We start from the raw sequence: 15,087 nt of genomic DNA, 5'->3' as shown, positions 1-15,087 counted from the left end.
CCGCATCGCCGACATGCTGATGTTCACGAATTACACCGGCATTTCGATCACTCGGATCGATACCCCATCCTCGATCCGGTTAACCCAGAGTGATTCGGTGCCGAAGCAAGCCCGGATGGATACTGGACCGATGCCGGACAATGACGTTCACCCCGACCTGCGACGCATCGCCCGCATCGCCCCGCGACGCATGATCGGACCCCGGAGCTTGCCGGTCATGCGGGCACTGAGTGGGCTGACGGGCCGCCTTCGTAGGCCCGGCGCGGACGGCGACATCGAGGCGATCACCCTGGAATCCGGAGCCGGCGTGCGGCTGTTCCGTCCCGTCGGCGTGCCCGAACCCACGGCCGCGCTGCTGTGGATCCACGGCGGCGGATACGTGATCGGCACCGCCCAACAGGACGACGGGCTGTGCCGCCGGTTTAGCACGACGCTGGGCATCGCCGTCGCGTCGGTGGACTACCGCCTGGCGCCCGAACATCCATATCCCGCTCCGCTGGAAGACTGCCACTCGGCGCTGACGTGGCTGGCCGGCCTGCCCGCGGTGGACCGGGGCCGGGTGGCGATCGGCGGCGCCAGCGCCGGCGGCGGCCTTGCGGCGGCCCTGGCCCTGCTGGCTCGAGACCGCGGCGAGGTCACGCCGGCCTTCCAGCTGCTGGCGTACCCGATGCTGGATGACCGAAGTTCGGCGACCACCGACAGCCCGAACTACCGGCTGTGGAACACGCGCAGCAATCACTTCGGCTGGACCGCGTACCTCGGTGATGCCGACCCGCGGATCGCCGTCCCCGGGCGCCGCGACGACCTGAGCGGGCTGCCGCCGGCGTGGATCGGTGTGGGCACCCACGACCTGTTCCACGACGAAGACCTGGCTTACGCCGAACGCCTGACCAAAGCCGGCGTCCCGTGCCACGTCGACGTCGTTCCGGGTGCCTTCCACGGTTTCGACTTGTTGGCACCGAAAGCCCAAGTGTCGCAAAGGTTTTTCGATAGCCAGTGCGACGGCTTGCGCGCCGCGCTCGCCCCGGCGGGTTGATCGCCGGTCACATGGCGAAGTAGACGAGCTCGCCGCCGACGATCGTGGCCGCCACCATGCCGGCGTCCAGCTCGGCCAGCACCGTCGCCGGCGGCTCGGTCAGCACACACAGGTCCCCCGGCTGTCCGGGCTCGACGGTCCGCGCCCGGCCGGGCTGATCCGAGCGGCCCAGGAACATCGTCACAGCCGTTAGCGCCGAGACACATTCGTTCGCGTTGAGGACGGCCCCGCTCGGTGTGGTGCGGTATACGGCGGCGCGCATCGCCGTCCACGGGTCGCCGTGGCCGAACGGCATGTCGGTAGACAGGGCCACCGGCACCGTCGCGTTGAGCAGGGACGCGACGCGCCACAGCTGATCGTGCTCGGCGGCGGGCACCTCGGCGAGGTACTGATCGCCGCGCTCGGCGACGAAGTTGGGCTGGGTGACCACCGTGACCCCGAGGTCGGCGAGGTCGGTCAGGTTGTCGTCGGGCACCACGGCGGCATGCTCGATGCGATCCAGCGGATGGCTGCCGGCGGCGCGCAGGGCCGCGATGGTCACCACCAGCTGGGCCGCGGTGACGCAGTGCACGGCGACCGGCCGGCCCGCGTCGTGGTGATCGGTGATCCATTGGGCGAGCCCGTCCAGGTCGAGGCGATCGTCGTGCAGGATCTTCTTGCCCGGGGACAAGAAACGCAGCCGCGGCCGGAATTCGCCGCGACGGTGCGCGACCAACAGCGCGACCATGTCGTCGGCGTCCAGGTCGGGGGTGGCGTCGGTGACGCCGGTGACGCCGGTCGCGGTGATGCGGCGGCTGAGTTCCGCCAGGTCGGTTTCGCGCCGCTGCAGCGCGTCCGACCAGCCACTGTCGGCGCTGCGCAGGCGGCCGTCGGGATGTTCGGCCAGGCCGACCCGGGCCAGCGCTTCGGAGTTGAGGATCCACAGCGCGCCGCTGCGGTGCTGGATGCGCACCGGAACGTCGGCCACCACGGCATCGAGAGCGGTCCGGTCCAGCTCCCCGGCAACCGACTCGTGATAGCCGACGGCGCGAATCCACCCGTCGGGTCCCGGCGTGGCGTTCGAGAGCAGTTGTATCAGCTGAGTTTTGGTGCTGACGCCGGGCGGCCCGACGAAGAACGAGTCCAGCGCGGAGGCCGCCGAGCGCAGGTGCACATGGTGGTCGTAAAGCCCCGGCAGGACGGTGCCGCCGCCGGCGTAGAGCACGCCTTCCCCACGTTTGGCGACCAGGCTCTCGCGTACCTCCTCGATCCGCGCACCGACCCGGATGTCGGCGATCGTCCCGTCCAGCAGTGCGCCTCGCCGAATCAGCATGATAAGCAGCGCTTTTCGGAGACCAATTGGCGCACGGCGCCGTTATCGGCGCCGAGTTCCGCTGCGGGACGGCATGTCGGCGGCGTCCGCGGCGGCGGGGCCGGGTCCCCCGAGACCGACGCCTCGACGGGCAGCGCCGCGTAGGTCGCGGCGACGGCGGCCATCGACACCTGGATCAATTCGCCGCCGCCCCGGCTCAGCGAGTCGGCCACCGCCAGGGCCGCTTCCAGCCCGGCCAGCGGGTCCGCGATGGCGTCGCCACAGAACACCGGCCCTTTTACGTCGGCACCGACGGCGGCGCCGACCACGCCACCGGCCACCGCGGCGTCGTCGCCGAACGCCGGCCGCCCCTCGTCATACCCGGTGATGCGCAACCAGATTCGGCCCGCTCGGGATGCGATGTGATCCGGCCCGAGCCGGCGCCGCGCCAGCGCCGCGGGACGCGAGCCTTCGATCACGACGTCGGCCACCGCGAGCAACTCCCGCATCTCGTCGGCTTGGTCGTCGAAATCGATGCAGTAGGACAGCTTTTGGCCGTTGATCCAGTCGTAGAAGGCGCGGTTGCCGGCCCGGGTACCGTCCGGGCGGCGCGGGCTTTCGACCTTGACGACGGTGGCTCCGGCGCGTGCCAGCAGTCGGCCGCACAGCGGGCCCGCCCACATCGAGGACAGGTCGGCCACCAGCAGGCCGGCCGACTCGCGCGGGGCCGCGCGCGAGCCCATTGGGCGTGTCAGTGGCGGTGTGGCCATGGCCTCGCCCAGGCCGGCCGCCGGGATGTCGAGCAGGGCCGCCCGCTCGGTGATCGTGGACACCGGATGCGTTGCGGCCCAATGCTGCAGCGTCGGCCACGGATCGACGGGGACTTCGTCGGCCTGCAGCAGCGCGGGCACGGCCGCGATGTCGTCGGGGCGCGACAGCGTGATCGCGCACCACCCGTCCAGGGCCGCCAGCAACCGGGTGGCGCCGCCGGCCGACACGCGGCCGCGGCGGGCCAATCCGAGCAATGCCGCCCGCCCGGTCAGCAGGCCGGCCGCATCGACGGCGATATCCAGTCGCCGACCGACCGCGGCGGCCACCCGCTCGGCGCGGGCCAGCACGTTGGCGCGGGAGAAGTCGGGCGGCCCGTCGGGCAGTCCCGTCAGGTAGGCCAGCCCGCTGCTGCCCCACTTCGACGCGGCCGAGCTCACGCCCACCATTGTGCGCGTGGCTCAGAGCGGAACGTCGCGTTGCAACCTTGAGGCTTGAATTAGTGATCAATCACTAATATAGTGTCGTCATCGCGCCTCTTGGAAGGGGAAGTCATGCCGCACTTGCAGTTGGACACGGCGGGTCCCTATTCGGTCGACGTCAAGCGCGAGTTCGCCCGCCGGCTCGGCGTGGTCTATGCCCAGGCGATGCAGACCTCCGCCGACATCGTCGACGTGACGATCCGTGAGCACGGCCCCGGCGGAGTGTGGCGATGCGGAGACGAACCGCATCCTTCGGCGGTGCTGTCGTGCGACATCAGGCGGGGACGGACCGAGGAGCAGCGCTCCCGGTTGGCCGACGCTCTTGTCGACGTCGCGGTGGAGATCCTCGGTGCCGACGACCGCTACTTCAACGTGGAATTCACTCAGCACGACGGGAATGAGATCTACAGCGCCGTCGAGATAGACGGCGTCGTTCATCGGGGTTTCGCGCCCAACTGGAGCCGGTCTGAGGCCACAACACCGCTGCGCGAGCAGATCCGCGAAGCCAACCGCTGACCGGCGGCCCATAAATGCGGTACGTGCAGGTGGGTGCGCGGCAAGCCTTCGGGCCGACGGCACGCTGGAACAACGGGGGCCGCTCGTGGCGAGGATGAGTGCCGAGGACCGCCGCGAGGAGGTGCTGCACGCGGCGATCATCGAGTTCGCGCACCGCGGTTACGCGGGAACCTCGACGGAAGCCATCGCGAGGCGCGCCGGCGTGTCCCAGCCTTACCTGTTTCGGCTTTTCGCCGGCAAGCATGACCTTTTCCTGAAGTGCATCGAGCGGTCCTTCCAGCACACCGAGGACTCGCTGCGAGAATCGGCCCGCGGGCTCACCGGACCGGAGGCGATCGCCGCGATGGGCAGCCGCTATCGGCAACTGATCGCCGACTCCACCTGCGTTCAATTCCAGCTGCAGCTGTATTCCGCCGCACCCGACGACCCGCGCAGCCGCGAGCTCGGCCGTCACCACCTGGCCGGCCTGTGGCGCATGGTCGCCGACGTCACCGGCGAGGACCCGGCGGAGATCACCCGGTTCCTGTCCACCGGGATGCTGCTCAACGTCCTTGCGGCCCTGGGCATCCCGCACGATGCCGATCGCCATCACCTGCCGGCATCGCTGGATGCGTGGGCCCGCGGCGCGGACGCGCCGGACCGGGCGCGGCAAAAAGGGGTCTCGCCGTGAGAGCGGTGGTACTGGCCGCGCCCTCGGCCGCCAGCGTAACGCCACGGCGAAAAATGGCGGGATTTTTCGCCGTGGCGTTACGCTCGCGAGCCGATTAGAAGTGCAGCGCGTGAAACCGCCAGTCCAGCACCGGACGGTCGGGCTCACCGGCCGCGTAGACGAGCGACCGCAGCCCCAGCACGCCGCCGTGGTCGGCCGGCCGGGCGGTTTCCACGTGCAGCTCGCTATATAAAGTGTCGCCCTCGTGCACCGGGCCGGTGTGGTCGCAGGACTCCCAGCCCAGGACCGTCGCCAGGTTGGGCAGCAGCCTGCTGGCCTGCGCAAGTGCCAGCCCGATGGTGTGCCCGCCGTAGACCAGGCGCTGGCCGCCGACGCGCGAATCATGATGCACCGCAGCGATGTTCAGCGTGAGCCGGGCGAGTTCGGGCGCGCCGGTGACCACGTCGCCGGTGCTGCGCAGCACCGCACCCGCCAGCCCGGGGTCGAAGTGCGGGCCCGGCACCTTGTTCCGGAACGCGTCGGCGTCCCACTGCGCGGTCGGATCGCGGGCCGGGCCGGGCGCGTCGGCGCCGATGGCCGACAGGTCGTCGCCGGCCGCGCCAGAGGGACTCCAGTCCGGGCTGGCCGGCAGCATGGCGCAGCGGTAGAAGTCGAGCACCAATCGGTCGGCCTGGTCGATGGTGATCATCCGCAGCGCCGCCATCCCCGTCGGCGCCCGGCCCGGCTTGAGCGAATTCGCGTGCAGCCCAACCACTTCCGTACGTGTATAAAGTGAGTCGCCGATGAGCGGGAAGCGGTGGAACACCAGGCCGCGGTAGAACAGGTTGGCTTTGACCCGCTGGGTGGCCAGCGTCGACTGCCCGATCGCCACGTCGCACACCAGCGCCGGATGCGCCAGCGGCCCCCGCGCGCCGGTCACCGCGGCACACAGGTCGGTGTCCAAGGACAGCCGCAGCCGGTCCCCCACGATCGCCTGATGGGCGGCGGCCAGCCCCGCCGAGAGCGTCGCCGCCGGCGCCCAGTCGAAGACCTGGCCCACCGAAAGGTCGTCGAAGTAGGGGCCGCCCTCGCGTGCACGCGCATAAGTCACGGGGCCAATATGGCACAGGTGGGCAGTGAGCTGAATGAAGAAGAGGACATGCTGGTCGCCACGGTGCGCGCGTTCGTCGACCGCGACGTCAAACCGAGCGTCCGCGAGGTCGAGCACGCCAACGCCTACCCCGAGGCGTGGATCGAGCAGATGAAGCGGATCGGCATCTACGGCCTGGCGATTCCCGAGGAATACGGCGGGTCGCCGGTGTCGATGCCGTGTTATGTGCGCGTCACCCAGGAGCTGGCCCGCGGCTGGATGAGCCTGGCCGGCGCGATGGGCGGGCACACCGTGGTGGCCAAGCTGCTGACGCTGTTCGGCACCGAGGAGCAGAAGGGGGCCTACCTGCCGTCGATGGCGACGGGCGAGCTGCGGGCCACCATGGCGCTGACGGAGCCGGGCGGCGGCTCGGACCTGCAGAACATGTCGACGACCGCGCTACCCGACGACTCCGGCGGCCTGCTGATCAACGGCTCCAAGACCTGGATCAGCAACGCGCGCCGCTCGGGATTGATCGCGCTGCTGTGCAAGACCGACCCGAACGCCGCGCCGCGTCACAAGGGCATCTCGATCGTGCTCGTCGAGCACGGCCCGGGCCTGACGGTGTCGCGGGACCTGCCCAAGTTGGGCTACAAGGGCGTCGAGGCCTGCGAGCTGTCGTTCGACGACTTCCGCGCACCGGCGGCGGCGGTCCTGGGCGGCCGGACGGGCGAGGGCTTTGCGCAGATGATGAAAGGGCTTGAGACGGGCCGCATTCAGGTAGCTGCCCGGGCCCTGGGCGTGGCGACGGCGGCGCTCGAGGACGCGCTCGCCTACGCCCAGCAGCGGGAGAGTTTCGGCCGGCCGATCTGGAAGCACCAGGCGATAGGCAACTACCTGGCCGACATGGCGACCAAGCTCACCGCCGCCCGCCAGCTCACCCGCTATGCCGCCGAGCGCTACGACAGCGGCGAACGCTGCGACATGGAGGCCGGGATGGCCAAGCTGTTCGCCTCCGAGACCGCGATGGAGATCGCCCTGAACGCCGTGCGCATCCACGGCGGCTACGGCTACTCATGCGAATACGACGTCGAACGCTACTTCCGCGACGCGCCGCTGATGATCGTCGGCGAGGGCACCAACGAGATCCAGCGCAACGTGATCGCCGGCCAGCTGGTCGCCCGGGGCGGGATCTAGGGAGGAACCTAGGCCTTCCGGTCCGACGTCACCACGTGCTGTATATTTGCCTGACTTCTCATGCCAGCAAAGCTACGCGGGAGCAAACGCTACTGGAACGAAAGAAAGTCGGTTGCCATGAGTTATCCCCAGGGGCCGTACGAAGGTTCCCCGGAATGGCAGGGCCAGCCGCCGCCGGCCGGTTGGCAACCCCCGCCGCCGCCCGGTTGGCAAGCCCCGCAGCCGGGTTGGCAAGCCCCGCAGCCGGGTTGGCCCGGCCAGCGCGAGCCGGACAACTACCTCGTCTGGGCGGTCCTGTGCACGGTGCTGTGTTGCCTCCCGTTTGGGATCGTGTCGATCGTCTACTCCACCAAGGTCTCCGGGCTGTGGGCCCAAGGGCGGTTTGCCGAGGCGCAGGCCGCATCCGAGAACGCCAAAAAGTGGGCCATCATCGGCGCGGTCGTGGGTGTCGTCGCCTATGTGACCTTGGCGGTGCTGTGGTTTGTTCTTTTCGCGGTGGCCGTCTCGAACCTGCCGTCCACTACCACCACCACGTTTTCGGGCTACTGAGCGCCAACGTAAGTCGCGTCCACCAACCCCCAGGCCCGTGCGATCTCGGCACCGACGGTGCGCCCGGACAACACCAGATACGCTGTGCGCCAACGGCCGATCCGGCGGGTGACGCTGACGGTACCGCCGGCGCCGGGGATCAACCCCAGAGCCAATTCGGGTAGCCCGAACACCGAATCGTCGCGCGCCGCAACCCATCCGCAAAACGCCGCCATCTCCAATCCGCTGCCCAGCACCCGGCCGTGCACCTCGGCCCGGCACGACCGGCCGAGCCTGGCGGTCAGCGCGTCGAGCGCCAGGGCGGGGCTGTGCCGGGTGCGGGCCAGATGCGCGCTGGCCGGGTCGGCGAACGTGCCGAATTCCGCGAGATCCCCGCCGCTGCAGAACGACGGCCCGTTGCCGCTCAACACGATCCCGGTCACCGACGGGTCCAGCTGCGCGACGGCCAACGCCTCGAGCAGCGCGGCGCGCACGTCGGTGGAAAACGCGTTGTGGCGCCGCGGCCGGTTGAACGCGATGCGCAGGGTGTCGCCGTCGCGCCCCGCCTGCACCGGGTCGGCGATGTCGGGCATTTCGGCCGGGCCGCGCTCGTCGAGCCAGCGCGCGAACTCCGGCCCGGCCTGCAGGGTCGAGTAGGCCAACGACTCGGTGACCACCCCGGCCAGCGTCGGGCCCTCGGGGTCGATCGCCCGCAGCACGTCGTCGCACACGGCGCTGGCGTGCGGCCAGCGTTGGCAGCGCCGGGTCAGCTCGGCCAGGGCCTCGGGCACCGAATCGACGGTGACCGCCCTGCGGTCGGCACAGGGGTCCTCGGTGAGCGTGAAAGTCGCTGCCCGCGGCCAATATTCGGCCGCCGCGACGTCGGTGGCCGTGCCGACGGCGACGATCACGCCCGGCGGCGATGCCGCGGGGGCATCGGGACCGTCGGACACGTGGACCACGCGGAGCATGGTCACACCGAATACTTCTCGATGAGCCCGTTCTTGTAGAGCTTTCCGGTGTCGGTGCGCGGCAGCTGCGCCTCGAACGCGATCGACCGCGGACATTTGTAGTGCGCCAGGCGGTCTCGCAGCCAGCCCAGCAGCTCGTCGGCGAATTCGTCGGTGGCGTCGGCCGGGTCGACGGTCTGCACGGCCGCCGCGACCCGCTGGCCCATCTCGTCGTCCGGGACGCCGAACACGGCGGCATCCAACACCTTCGGGTGGGTGACCAGAAGGTTCTCGGTCTCCTGCGGGTAGATGTTCACCCCGCCGGAGATGATCATGTGGTGGCGCCGGTCGGTCAGGTACAGGTAGCCCTCGTCGTCGACGTAACCGACGTCGCCGACCGTCACCCAGCCGCGCTTATCGTATGCCGCGGCGGTTTTCGTTGGATCGTTGAGGTATTCGAAGGCGAACCCGCCCTCGAAGTAGATCTCGCCGGGCTGGCCCGGCGGCAGCTCGGTGCCGTCCTCGGAGAGGATGTGGATCTGGCACGCCATGGGCTTGCCCACCGACCCCGGATGCGCGAGCCAGTCCTCGGCGCCGATCAGCGTCGATCCGATCGCCTCGGAGGACGCGTAGTACTCGTCGACGATCGGCCCCCACCAGTCGATCATCTGCTTCTTGATCTCGACCGGACACGGCGCGGCGGCGTGCATCACCCGCTGCAGGCTGGACAGGTCGTACGAATCACGAATGGCCTGAGGGAGTTTCAGCATCCGGGTGAACATGGCCGGCACGAACTGGCCGTGCGTGACCCGGTAGCGCTGGATGGCGTCCAGCGCGCCCTCGGGATCGAACTTCTCCATGACGACGGTCGTGATGCCGCCGGCCTGCGCGCTCATCGACCACACCGACGGCGCGGTGTGGTACAGCGGGGCCGGGCTTAGATAGACCGACTCGGGGGTCATCCAGAAGCCGACCAGCGCCGACATCATGCCGGGCGCCTCGGCGGGCGGGACGTGCGGCAGTTCGCGTTTGATCCCCTTGGGCCGGCCGGTGGTGCCCGACGAGTACTGCAGCAGGTCGCCCTCGCGCTCGTCGTCGATGGGGGTATCCGGTTGGTCCGCAACGCATTCCGGATAGCGCTCCCAGCCGTCGAGGTCGCCCTGCGAAAAAGGGCCCGCGATCATCAGCAGGCCCGGCAGCCCGCCCGGTAAATACTCCGCCAGCCCCGCGCACGTCGCGCGCAGCGCCGCCGACCCGATGATCGCCTTGGCGCCGCTGTTGTCGACGATGTAGGCGGCCGCGGCCGCGGTCAGGTGGGTGTTGATCGGCACGAAGTACAACCCGCTGCGCCGCGCCGCCCACATGACCGCGTGGATGTGCTCGTTGTTCTCCATCAGGATCGCGACGGTGTCCCCCTCGCGCAGGCCGGCCCCGCGGAACCGGTGCGCCAGCCGGTTGGCCCTCGCCTCCAGCTCGTCGAACGTGATCACCGTGCCGGAGGGGTGGAGGATGACGGCGGGTTTGCCCGCGCCGATATGGGGGCGGATCTCCATACGCCGACTGTAGCGCCGGCCGAGCAGACGCAGAATCGCACGATCCGGGGCCCGGACGTGCGATTCTGCGTCTGCTCAGCGCTACCCGGACGCGGACGACGATCTGTAGAGTTCTGGCTCTGGTGGATGTCGAGGATTGGCCGCTGGTACGCCGCGAGCCGGAGTTCGCGGCGGTTCGCGCTGCCCTCACCCAACAAAGCCGCACCGCCGGCGTCGTGGTGGTCGGGGAGGCCGGCGTGGGAAAGACCACGTTGGCCCGCGACGTCACCGAGTCGCTGCCCAATCGGGTGCGCTGGGTGGCGGGAACGGAGTCGTCGCGCAGCATCCCCCTGGGCTCGTTCACCTACCTGGTCGGGGCCGCGACCACCCGCGACCCCGTGGCCTGCCTGGCGGCGGCCCGTGACGCGCTGACCGCCGATCGCGGCACGGTGCTCGGTGTCGATGACGCGCACCTGCTCGACGACCTGTCCGCCACGCTGGTGCACCAGCTGGCGCTGGAGCGATCGGTGCCGATGGTGGCCAACATCAGGGCCGACCAGCCGGTGCCCGACGCGATCACCTCGCTGTGGAAGGACAGCTACCTGCGGCGCATCGAGCTGCGGCCGTTCAGCCGGGAGCAGTGTGTGGAGCTGGTCGAACGGGTGCTGGGCGGGCCGGTCGAGGGGCTGAGCGCCGACGTGATGTGGCGGGACTCCGGCGGCAACGCGCTGCTGCTGCGCCAACTGGTGGAGGGGGCGGTGGAGGCCGGCACGCTGCGGCAGGTCCGCGGGATCTGGCAGCTGCGTGGGCCTGCCGTGGTGCGCGAGGAACTGGCGTCGTTGGTGGACGAGCGCATCGCGCAGCTGCCCGACGACGTCGCGCGCGCGTTGGGGCTGCTGGCGTTTTGCGAGCCGCTCGACCTGGACACGCTGATCGGCCTGGCGGGCGCCAGCGCGGTGGAACAGGCCGAAAGGCGGGGCCTGATCCGCATCACCGAGGGCAGCGAAGTGCAGTTCAACCAGCTGCTGCTGAGCGATGTCATGCGGCGACGCCTCGGGGTTGCCGCCGCCCGCCGATTGCGCGGCGAACTCGTCCGGGCGTTGTCCGCCAAGCCGATCCGCGGGCCAAGCGAGCGGATCCGGCTGGCCGAGCTGACGCTGGACAGCGACACGAGCCCCACCTCGGAAATGCTGGTTGAGGCCGCCGACGACGCGATCGCGCTGACCAACGTCACCCTGGGCGAGCGCCTGGCCCGCGCCGCCGTCGACCGCGGGGCCGGCCTGGCCGCCGGCGAACTGCTGGCCAGATCGCTGCTGTGGCAAGGCAAATCGGTGGAGGCCGATCTCGCCCTGAGCGCCTATGACCCGGACACGATGGACGAGGCTGAGTTGCTCGGCTGGGGCGTCGCGCGCATGGTCAACCTTCAACTGTCGATGGGCGACACCGACGCCGCCAACGACGTGCTCGACCTGCTGCGCAGCCGCGTCCGTGATCCGAGGCTGAGGCCGGTGGTGGACGGCCTGGCGTCGGGTTCCCTGGCGTTGGCAAACCGGTTGGAGGAGGCCGCCGAACTGTCCCGCGGTGTGCTGGCCGATCCGGCGGCGCCGCCGGCCGCCCTCGGGTGGGCGGTGTTCGGCGGCGGCCTCGCGTTGGCGCTGACCGGGCAAGGCGATCAGGTCGCCGTCCTGGCGGAGCGCGGCCGCCGGGTCGAACGCGAGGTCGACGGGGTGTTGCGACACCTGATGGCCTACGCCGAGGTCTGCGCCCTGGTCCTGACCGGGAGACTCGACGCCGCCGACGCCCGGTTGGCCGACCGCGGCCGGATCTTCTCAACCCACCAATACCTCGACTGGGGGCTGGACAACATGTCGGCCGGCACCGTCGACGTCGCGCGGGGGCGCTTCGCGGCGGCGGCGTCGCGCATGGAACAGACCGTCGCGGCGCTGACCACGGAGTCGGCCGCCTGGTGGAGCATGCCCAGAATGTCTCTGGCCCAGGCCTATTGCGGGCTCGGCCGCGTCGAGGCGGCCGCCGCGACCGTCGCCGAACTGCACAGCCGATCGGGCGCGCAGCATGCGGCGTTTCGCCCGCAGCTGCGCATCGTCGACGCCTGGCTCGCCGCGGCGCAGGGCAACGTCACCGGGGCCATCGCGGCGGCCATCGACGCCGCCGACCTGGCCCGCCAGTCCGGTCAGCGGGCGATCGAAACGCTGGCCCTCGTCGCCGCGGCCCGCTTCGGGGACCGAGCCTCACTCCCACGCCTGGTCGACGCCACCGCGGTGGTCGACGGCTGCCTGGCGCGCGCGTACGCCGACTACGGCGCGGCGCTACGCGATGGCGATCCCGTGGCCCTGTGCGCGTCGAGCGAGCGTTTCGAGCAGATCGGGGCGCTGTTGTGCGCCGCCGACGCGGCCGCCCAAGCCGCGGAGATGTTCCGCGCCCGCGACGATCGCCGCCGGGCCACCGAGGCGGCCGCCAACGCCGACCGCATCGCCCAGAGCTGCGGCGGCCTGCGGACCCCGGCGCTGAGCGCGGCCGCCCAGCCGCTGCCACTCAGCGCCCGGGAGCGTGAGATCGCCAACCTGCTGGCGACGGGACTGAGCACCCGCGAGATCGCCGAGCGGCTGGTGGTCTCGGCGCGAACCGTCGAGGGCCACATCCTGCACGCCTGCACCAAACTCGGCGTCGGGGACCGGAAAGCCCTGGCGGAATTCATGCGACGCGCCGCCCGCGCGTGACCGCGTAGCAAGTTACGCGGTGGCCGTCCCGGACGGCGCGGGCGCGTGCCGGGGAACCGATCGGGACCGAGTAGGTTCCTGTGCCGGCGGCGGCCGGGACGGGCGAAATCGCGTACCCGGCTACGGATGTGCGCCCGGCAATCCTCGCCATAGCGTGGCCTCACGCGCCGCGGCAGGCGGCCGAACGCCCGAGGAGGTCTCCGGTGCTCAACCACAATCAGGGTCGACGGGACGGGGCACCAACCGCGGTCGTGATCGACCTGTTCGGCAAGAAGCGCGATCGGCTGATCAAGAAGTACGGCGCGTCGCACCCCTCGCTCCACGCGCAGGAGGAGCGGGACACCCTGGCGACGGTGACGCCGATCAGGGCCGGTCGGCGGCGGCGCGGCTCGCGCGGCGCGTGAGATTGACGGACTCGCCCCGTGCGGGGTGGGGCGAGCATTCCGTCGAGGGGTGCTACTTCGATCTAATCGAGACCTAATCGGCATCTGCGAGCCGCTGCTTGAGCGCCTCGAACTCGTCCTTGATTCCGGTCGGCAGCTTCTCGCCGATGAATTCCAGCCACTCCTCGATCAGCGGCAGTTCCTGGCGCCATTCGCCGGCGTCGACCACCAGCGCCTCGGCCACGTCGGCGGGATCGGCGTCCAGCCCCTCCAACTCCAGGTCCTCGACGGAGGGAACGATGCCGATCGGGGTGGACCGGCCGCCGGCTTTGTGCTCGATGCGGTCCACGATCCACTTCAGCACCCGGCTGTTCTCGCCGAAGCCGGGCCACAGGAAGCGGTGGTCCTCGCCACGGCGGAACCAGTTGACGAAGAACACCTTCGGCAGCTTGGACTCGTCGGAGTTCTTGCCCACGTCGATCCAGTGCTGCATGTAGTCGCCGACGTTGTAGCCGATGAACGGCAGCATGGCCATCGGGTCGCGGCGCACATTGCCGACCTTGCCCTCGGCGGCGGCGGTCTGTTCGCTGCCCAGGGTGGCGCCGATGAACACGCCGTGCTGCCAGTCGCGCGCTTGGGTGACCAGTGGGACGGTGGTCTTGCGGCGGCCGCCGAACAAGATCGCCGAGATCGGCACGCCCTGCGGGTCATCCCACTCGGGGGCCAGGATCGGGCATTGCGACATCGGCGTGCAGTACCGCGAATTCGGGTGCGCCGCCGTGGTTTCCGTCTCGCGGAAGTACCAGTCGTTGCCCCTCCAGTCGATCAGGTGCTGCGGGTCGCCCTCCAGGCCTTCCCACCACACTTCCCTGTCGTCGGTGAGCGCGACGTTGGTGAACACGGTGTTGCCCGCGGCGATGGTGCGCATGGCGTTGGGGTTGGATTTCCAGTTGGTGCCCGGCGCCACCCCGAAGAAGCCGAACTCCGGGTTCACCGCATACAGCCGGCCGTCCTTGCCGAACCGCATCCAGGCGATGTCGTCGCCGAGTGTTTCCGCGCGCCAGCCCGGAATGGTGGGTTGGATCATCGCCAGGTTGGTTTTGCCGCAGGCCGACGGGAACGCCGCCGCGACGTAGTACGCCTTGTTCTCCGGCGAGATCAGCTTGAGGATCAGCATGTGCTCGGCGAGCCAGCCCTCGTCGTGGGCCATCGCCGACGCGATGCGCAGCGAGTAGCACTTCTTGCCCAGCAGCGCGTTGCCGCCGTAGCCGGAGCCGTAGCTCCAGATCTCCCGGGTCTCGGGGAAGTGGGTGATGTACTTGGTGTCGCTGCACGGCCACGGCACGTCTTGTTGGCCGGGCTCCAGCGGCGCCCCGACCGAGTGCAACGCCTTGACGAAGAACCCGTCGTCGCCGATCTTCTCCAGGGCGGCCGTGCCCATCCGGGTCATCACCTTCATCGAGACGACGACGTATTCGGAGTCGGTGATCTCCACGCCCAGCTTGGGGTCGTCGGCGCCGAGGGGGCCCATGCAGAACGGCACCACCCACATGGTGCGGCCGCGCATGCAGCCGCGGTACAGGTCGGTCAGCGTGGACCGCATCTCGGCGGGGTCCATCCAGTTGTTGGTCGGTCCGGCGTCGATCTCGCGCTCGGAGCAGATGAAGGTCCGGGACTCCACCCGCGCCACGTCGGACGGGTCGGACAACGCCAGGAAGGAGTTGGGGTACTCCTCGGGGTTCAGCCGCGTGAACGTGCCCGCCTCGACGAGCTGCTCACTCAGCCGCTGCCACTCCTCGTCGGAGCCGTCAGCGAACACCACCCGGTCCGGCTGGGTGAGCTCGGCGACCTCTTCCACCCAGGCCAGCAGTCCCGGGTGTTGTGTCGGCGCGGTGTCCAAACCGGGAATGGTGGCTGAAGTCATCGA

13 protein-coding genes are annotated in these 15,087 nt (G+C 70.1%); 7 read left to right on the top strand and 6 right to left on the bottom strand.

From position 1 onward, the window contains the following. Positions 1–130 precede the first annotated feature (130 nt). A complete protein-coding gene (locus K3U93_RS01945) occupies positions 131–1,036 on the top strand; it encodes an alpha/beta hydrolase (protein WP_071511417.1) in 906 nt (301 codons plus the stop codon). A gap of 7 nt (positions 1,037–1,043) precedes the next feature. Here K3U93_RS01945 and K3U93_RS01940 read toward each other — a convergent pair whose 3' ends face one another. Together K3U93_RS01940 and K3U93_RS01935 are read right to left on the bottom strand one after the other, a co-directional pair. Next, positions 1,044–2,348, bottom strand: a complete 1,305-nt coding sequence (locus K3U93_RS01940; RefSeq protein ID WP_083010669.1) for an amidohydrolase family protein — start codon at positions 2,346–2,348, stop codon at positions 1,044–1,046. Continuing rightward, entirely contained in the window at positions 2,342–3,544 is a 1,203-nt protein-coding gene (locus K3U93_RS01935) for a CoA transferase (protein WP_083010670.1), read from the bottom strand. Before K3U93_RS01935 ends, K3U93_RS01940 begins: the two co-directional genes overlap by 7 nt. Before the next feature lie 105 nt (positions 3,545–3,649). Between K3U93_RS01935 and K3U93_RS01930 the strand changes: the two genes are divergently transcribed. Together K3U93_RS01930 and K3U93_RS01925 are read left to right on the top strand one after the other, a co-directional pair. Further along, on the top strand, positions 3,650–4,093 hold the full coding sequence (locus K3U93_RS01930; RefSeq protein WP_139796954.1) for a tautomerase family protein: 444 nt from the start codon (positions 3,650–3,652) through the stop codon (positions 4,091–4,093). Between the two features lie 94 nt (positions 4,094–4,187). Then, a complete protein-coding gene (locus K3U93_RS01925) occupies positions 4,188–4,763 on the top strand; it encodes a TetR/AcrR family transcriptional regulator (protein WP_139796962.1) in 576 nt (191 codons plus the stop codon). A 94-nt stretch (positions 4,764–4,857) separates the two neighbouring features. On the opposite strand, the gene K3U93_RS01920 is transcribed toward K3U93_RS01925, so the two are convergent. Beyond that, positions 4,858–5,853: a MaoC family dehydratase gene (locus tag K3U93_RS01920; protein WP_139796955.1), complete on the bottom strand. Its 996-nt coding sequence runs from the start codon at positions 5,851–5,853 to the stop codon at positions 4,858–4,860. A 9-nt stretch (positions 5,854–5,862) separates the two neighbouring features. Here K3U93_RS01920 and K3U93_RS01915 point away from each other — a divergent pair, with 9 nt between their 5' ends. Both K3U93_RS01915 and K3U93_RS01910 read left to right on the top strand, forming a co-directional pair. Continuing rightward, the gene (locus K3U93_RS01915) at positions 5,863–7,029 is read left to right on the top strand and encodes an acyl-CoA dehydrogenase family protein (protein ID WP_083010672.1); all 1,167 of its coding nucleotides are present in this window, start codon (positions 5,863–5,865) and stop codon (positions 7,027–7,029) included. 117 nt (positions 7,030–7,146) lie between these two features. Further along, positions 7,147–7,578, top strand: coding sequence for a CD225/dispanin family protein (locus K3U93_RS01910; protein ID WP_071511391.1), 432 nt, complete (start codon positions 7,147–7,149; stop codon positions 7,576–7,578). Here the strand turns inward: K3U93_RS01910 and K3U93_RS01905 are convergent. Both K3U93_RS01905 and fadD4 read right to left on the bottom strand, forming a co-directional pair. Continuing rightward, entirely contained in the window at positions 7,572–8,528 is a 957-nt protein-coding gene (locus tag K3U93_RS01905) for an enoyl-CoA hydratase/isomerase family protein (RefSeq protein ID WP_083010673.1), read from the bottom strand. The two genes, K3U93_RS01910 and K3U93_RS01905, sit on opposite strands and share 7 nt — an antisense overlap. Before the next feature lie 2 nt (positions 8,529–8,530). Further along, positions 8,531–10,060 carry a fatty-acid--CoA ligase FadD4 gene (fadD4, locus tag K3U93_RS01900; RefSeq protein ID WP_083010674.1) on the bottom strand — a complete coding sequence of 510 codons (1,530 nt, stop codon included), beginning with the start codon at positions 10,058–10,060 and terminating at the stop codon, positions 8,531–8,533. Positions 10,061–10,182: 122 nt separating this feature from the next. Between fadD4 and K3U93_RS01895 the strand changes: the two genes are divergently transcribed. Then, positions 10,183–12,777 carry a helix-turn-helix transcriptional regulator gene (locus K3U93_RS01895; protein ID WP_230981560.1) on the top strand — a complete coding sequence of 865 codons (2,595 nt, stop codon included), beginning with the start codon at positions 10,183–10,185 and terminating at the stop codon, positions 12,775–12,777. A gap of 251 nt (positions 12,778–13,028) precedes the next feature. Then, complete coding sequence (locus K3U93_RS01890; protein ID WP_176219973.1) at positions 13,029–13,181, top strand: hypothetical protein; 153 nt, start codon at positions 13,029–13,031, stop codon at positions 13,179–13,181. 73 nt (positions 13,182–13,254) lie between these two features. Here K3U93_RS01890 and K3U93_RS01885 read toward each other — a convergent pair whose 3' ends face one another. Then, positions 13,255–15,084, bottom strand: coding sequence for a phosphoenolpyruvate carboxykinase (GTP) (locus K3U93_RS01885; protein ID WP_071511388.1), 1,830 nt, complete (start codon positions 15,082–15,084; stop codon positions 13,255–13,257). Positions 15,085–15,087: the final 3 nt, after the last annotated feature.

The organism is Mycobacterium malmoense (genome assembly GCF_019645855.1).
In the GTDB taxonomy this organism is placed as follows: Bacteria; Actinomycetota; Actinomycetes; order Mycobacteriales; family Mycobacteriaceae; genus Mycobacterium; species Mycobacterium malmoense.
The sequence above is the reverse complement of the archived record's forward strand: the minus strand, read 5'-3'. Positions and strand labels throughout refer to the sequence as shown.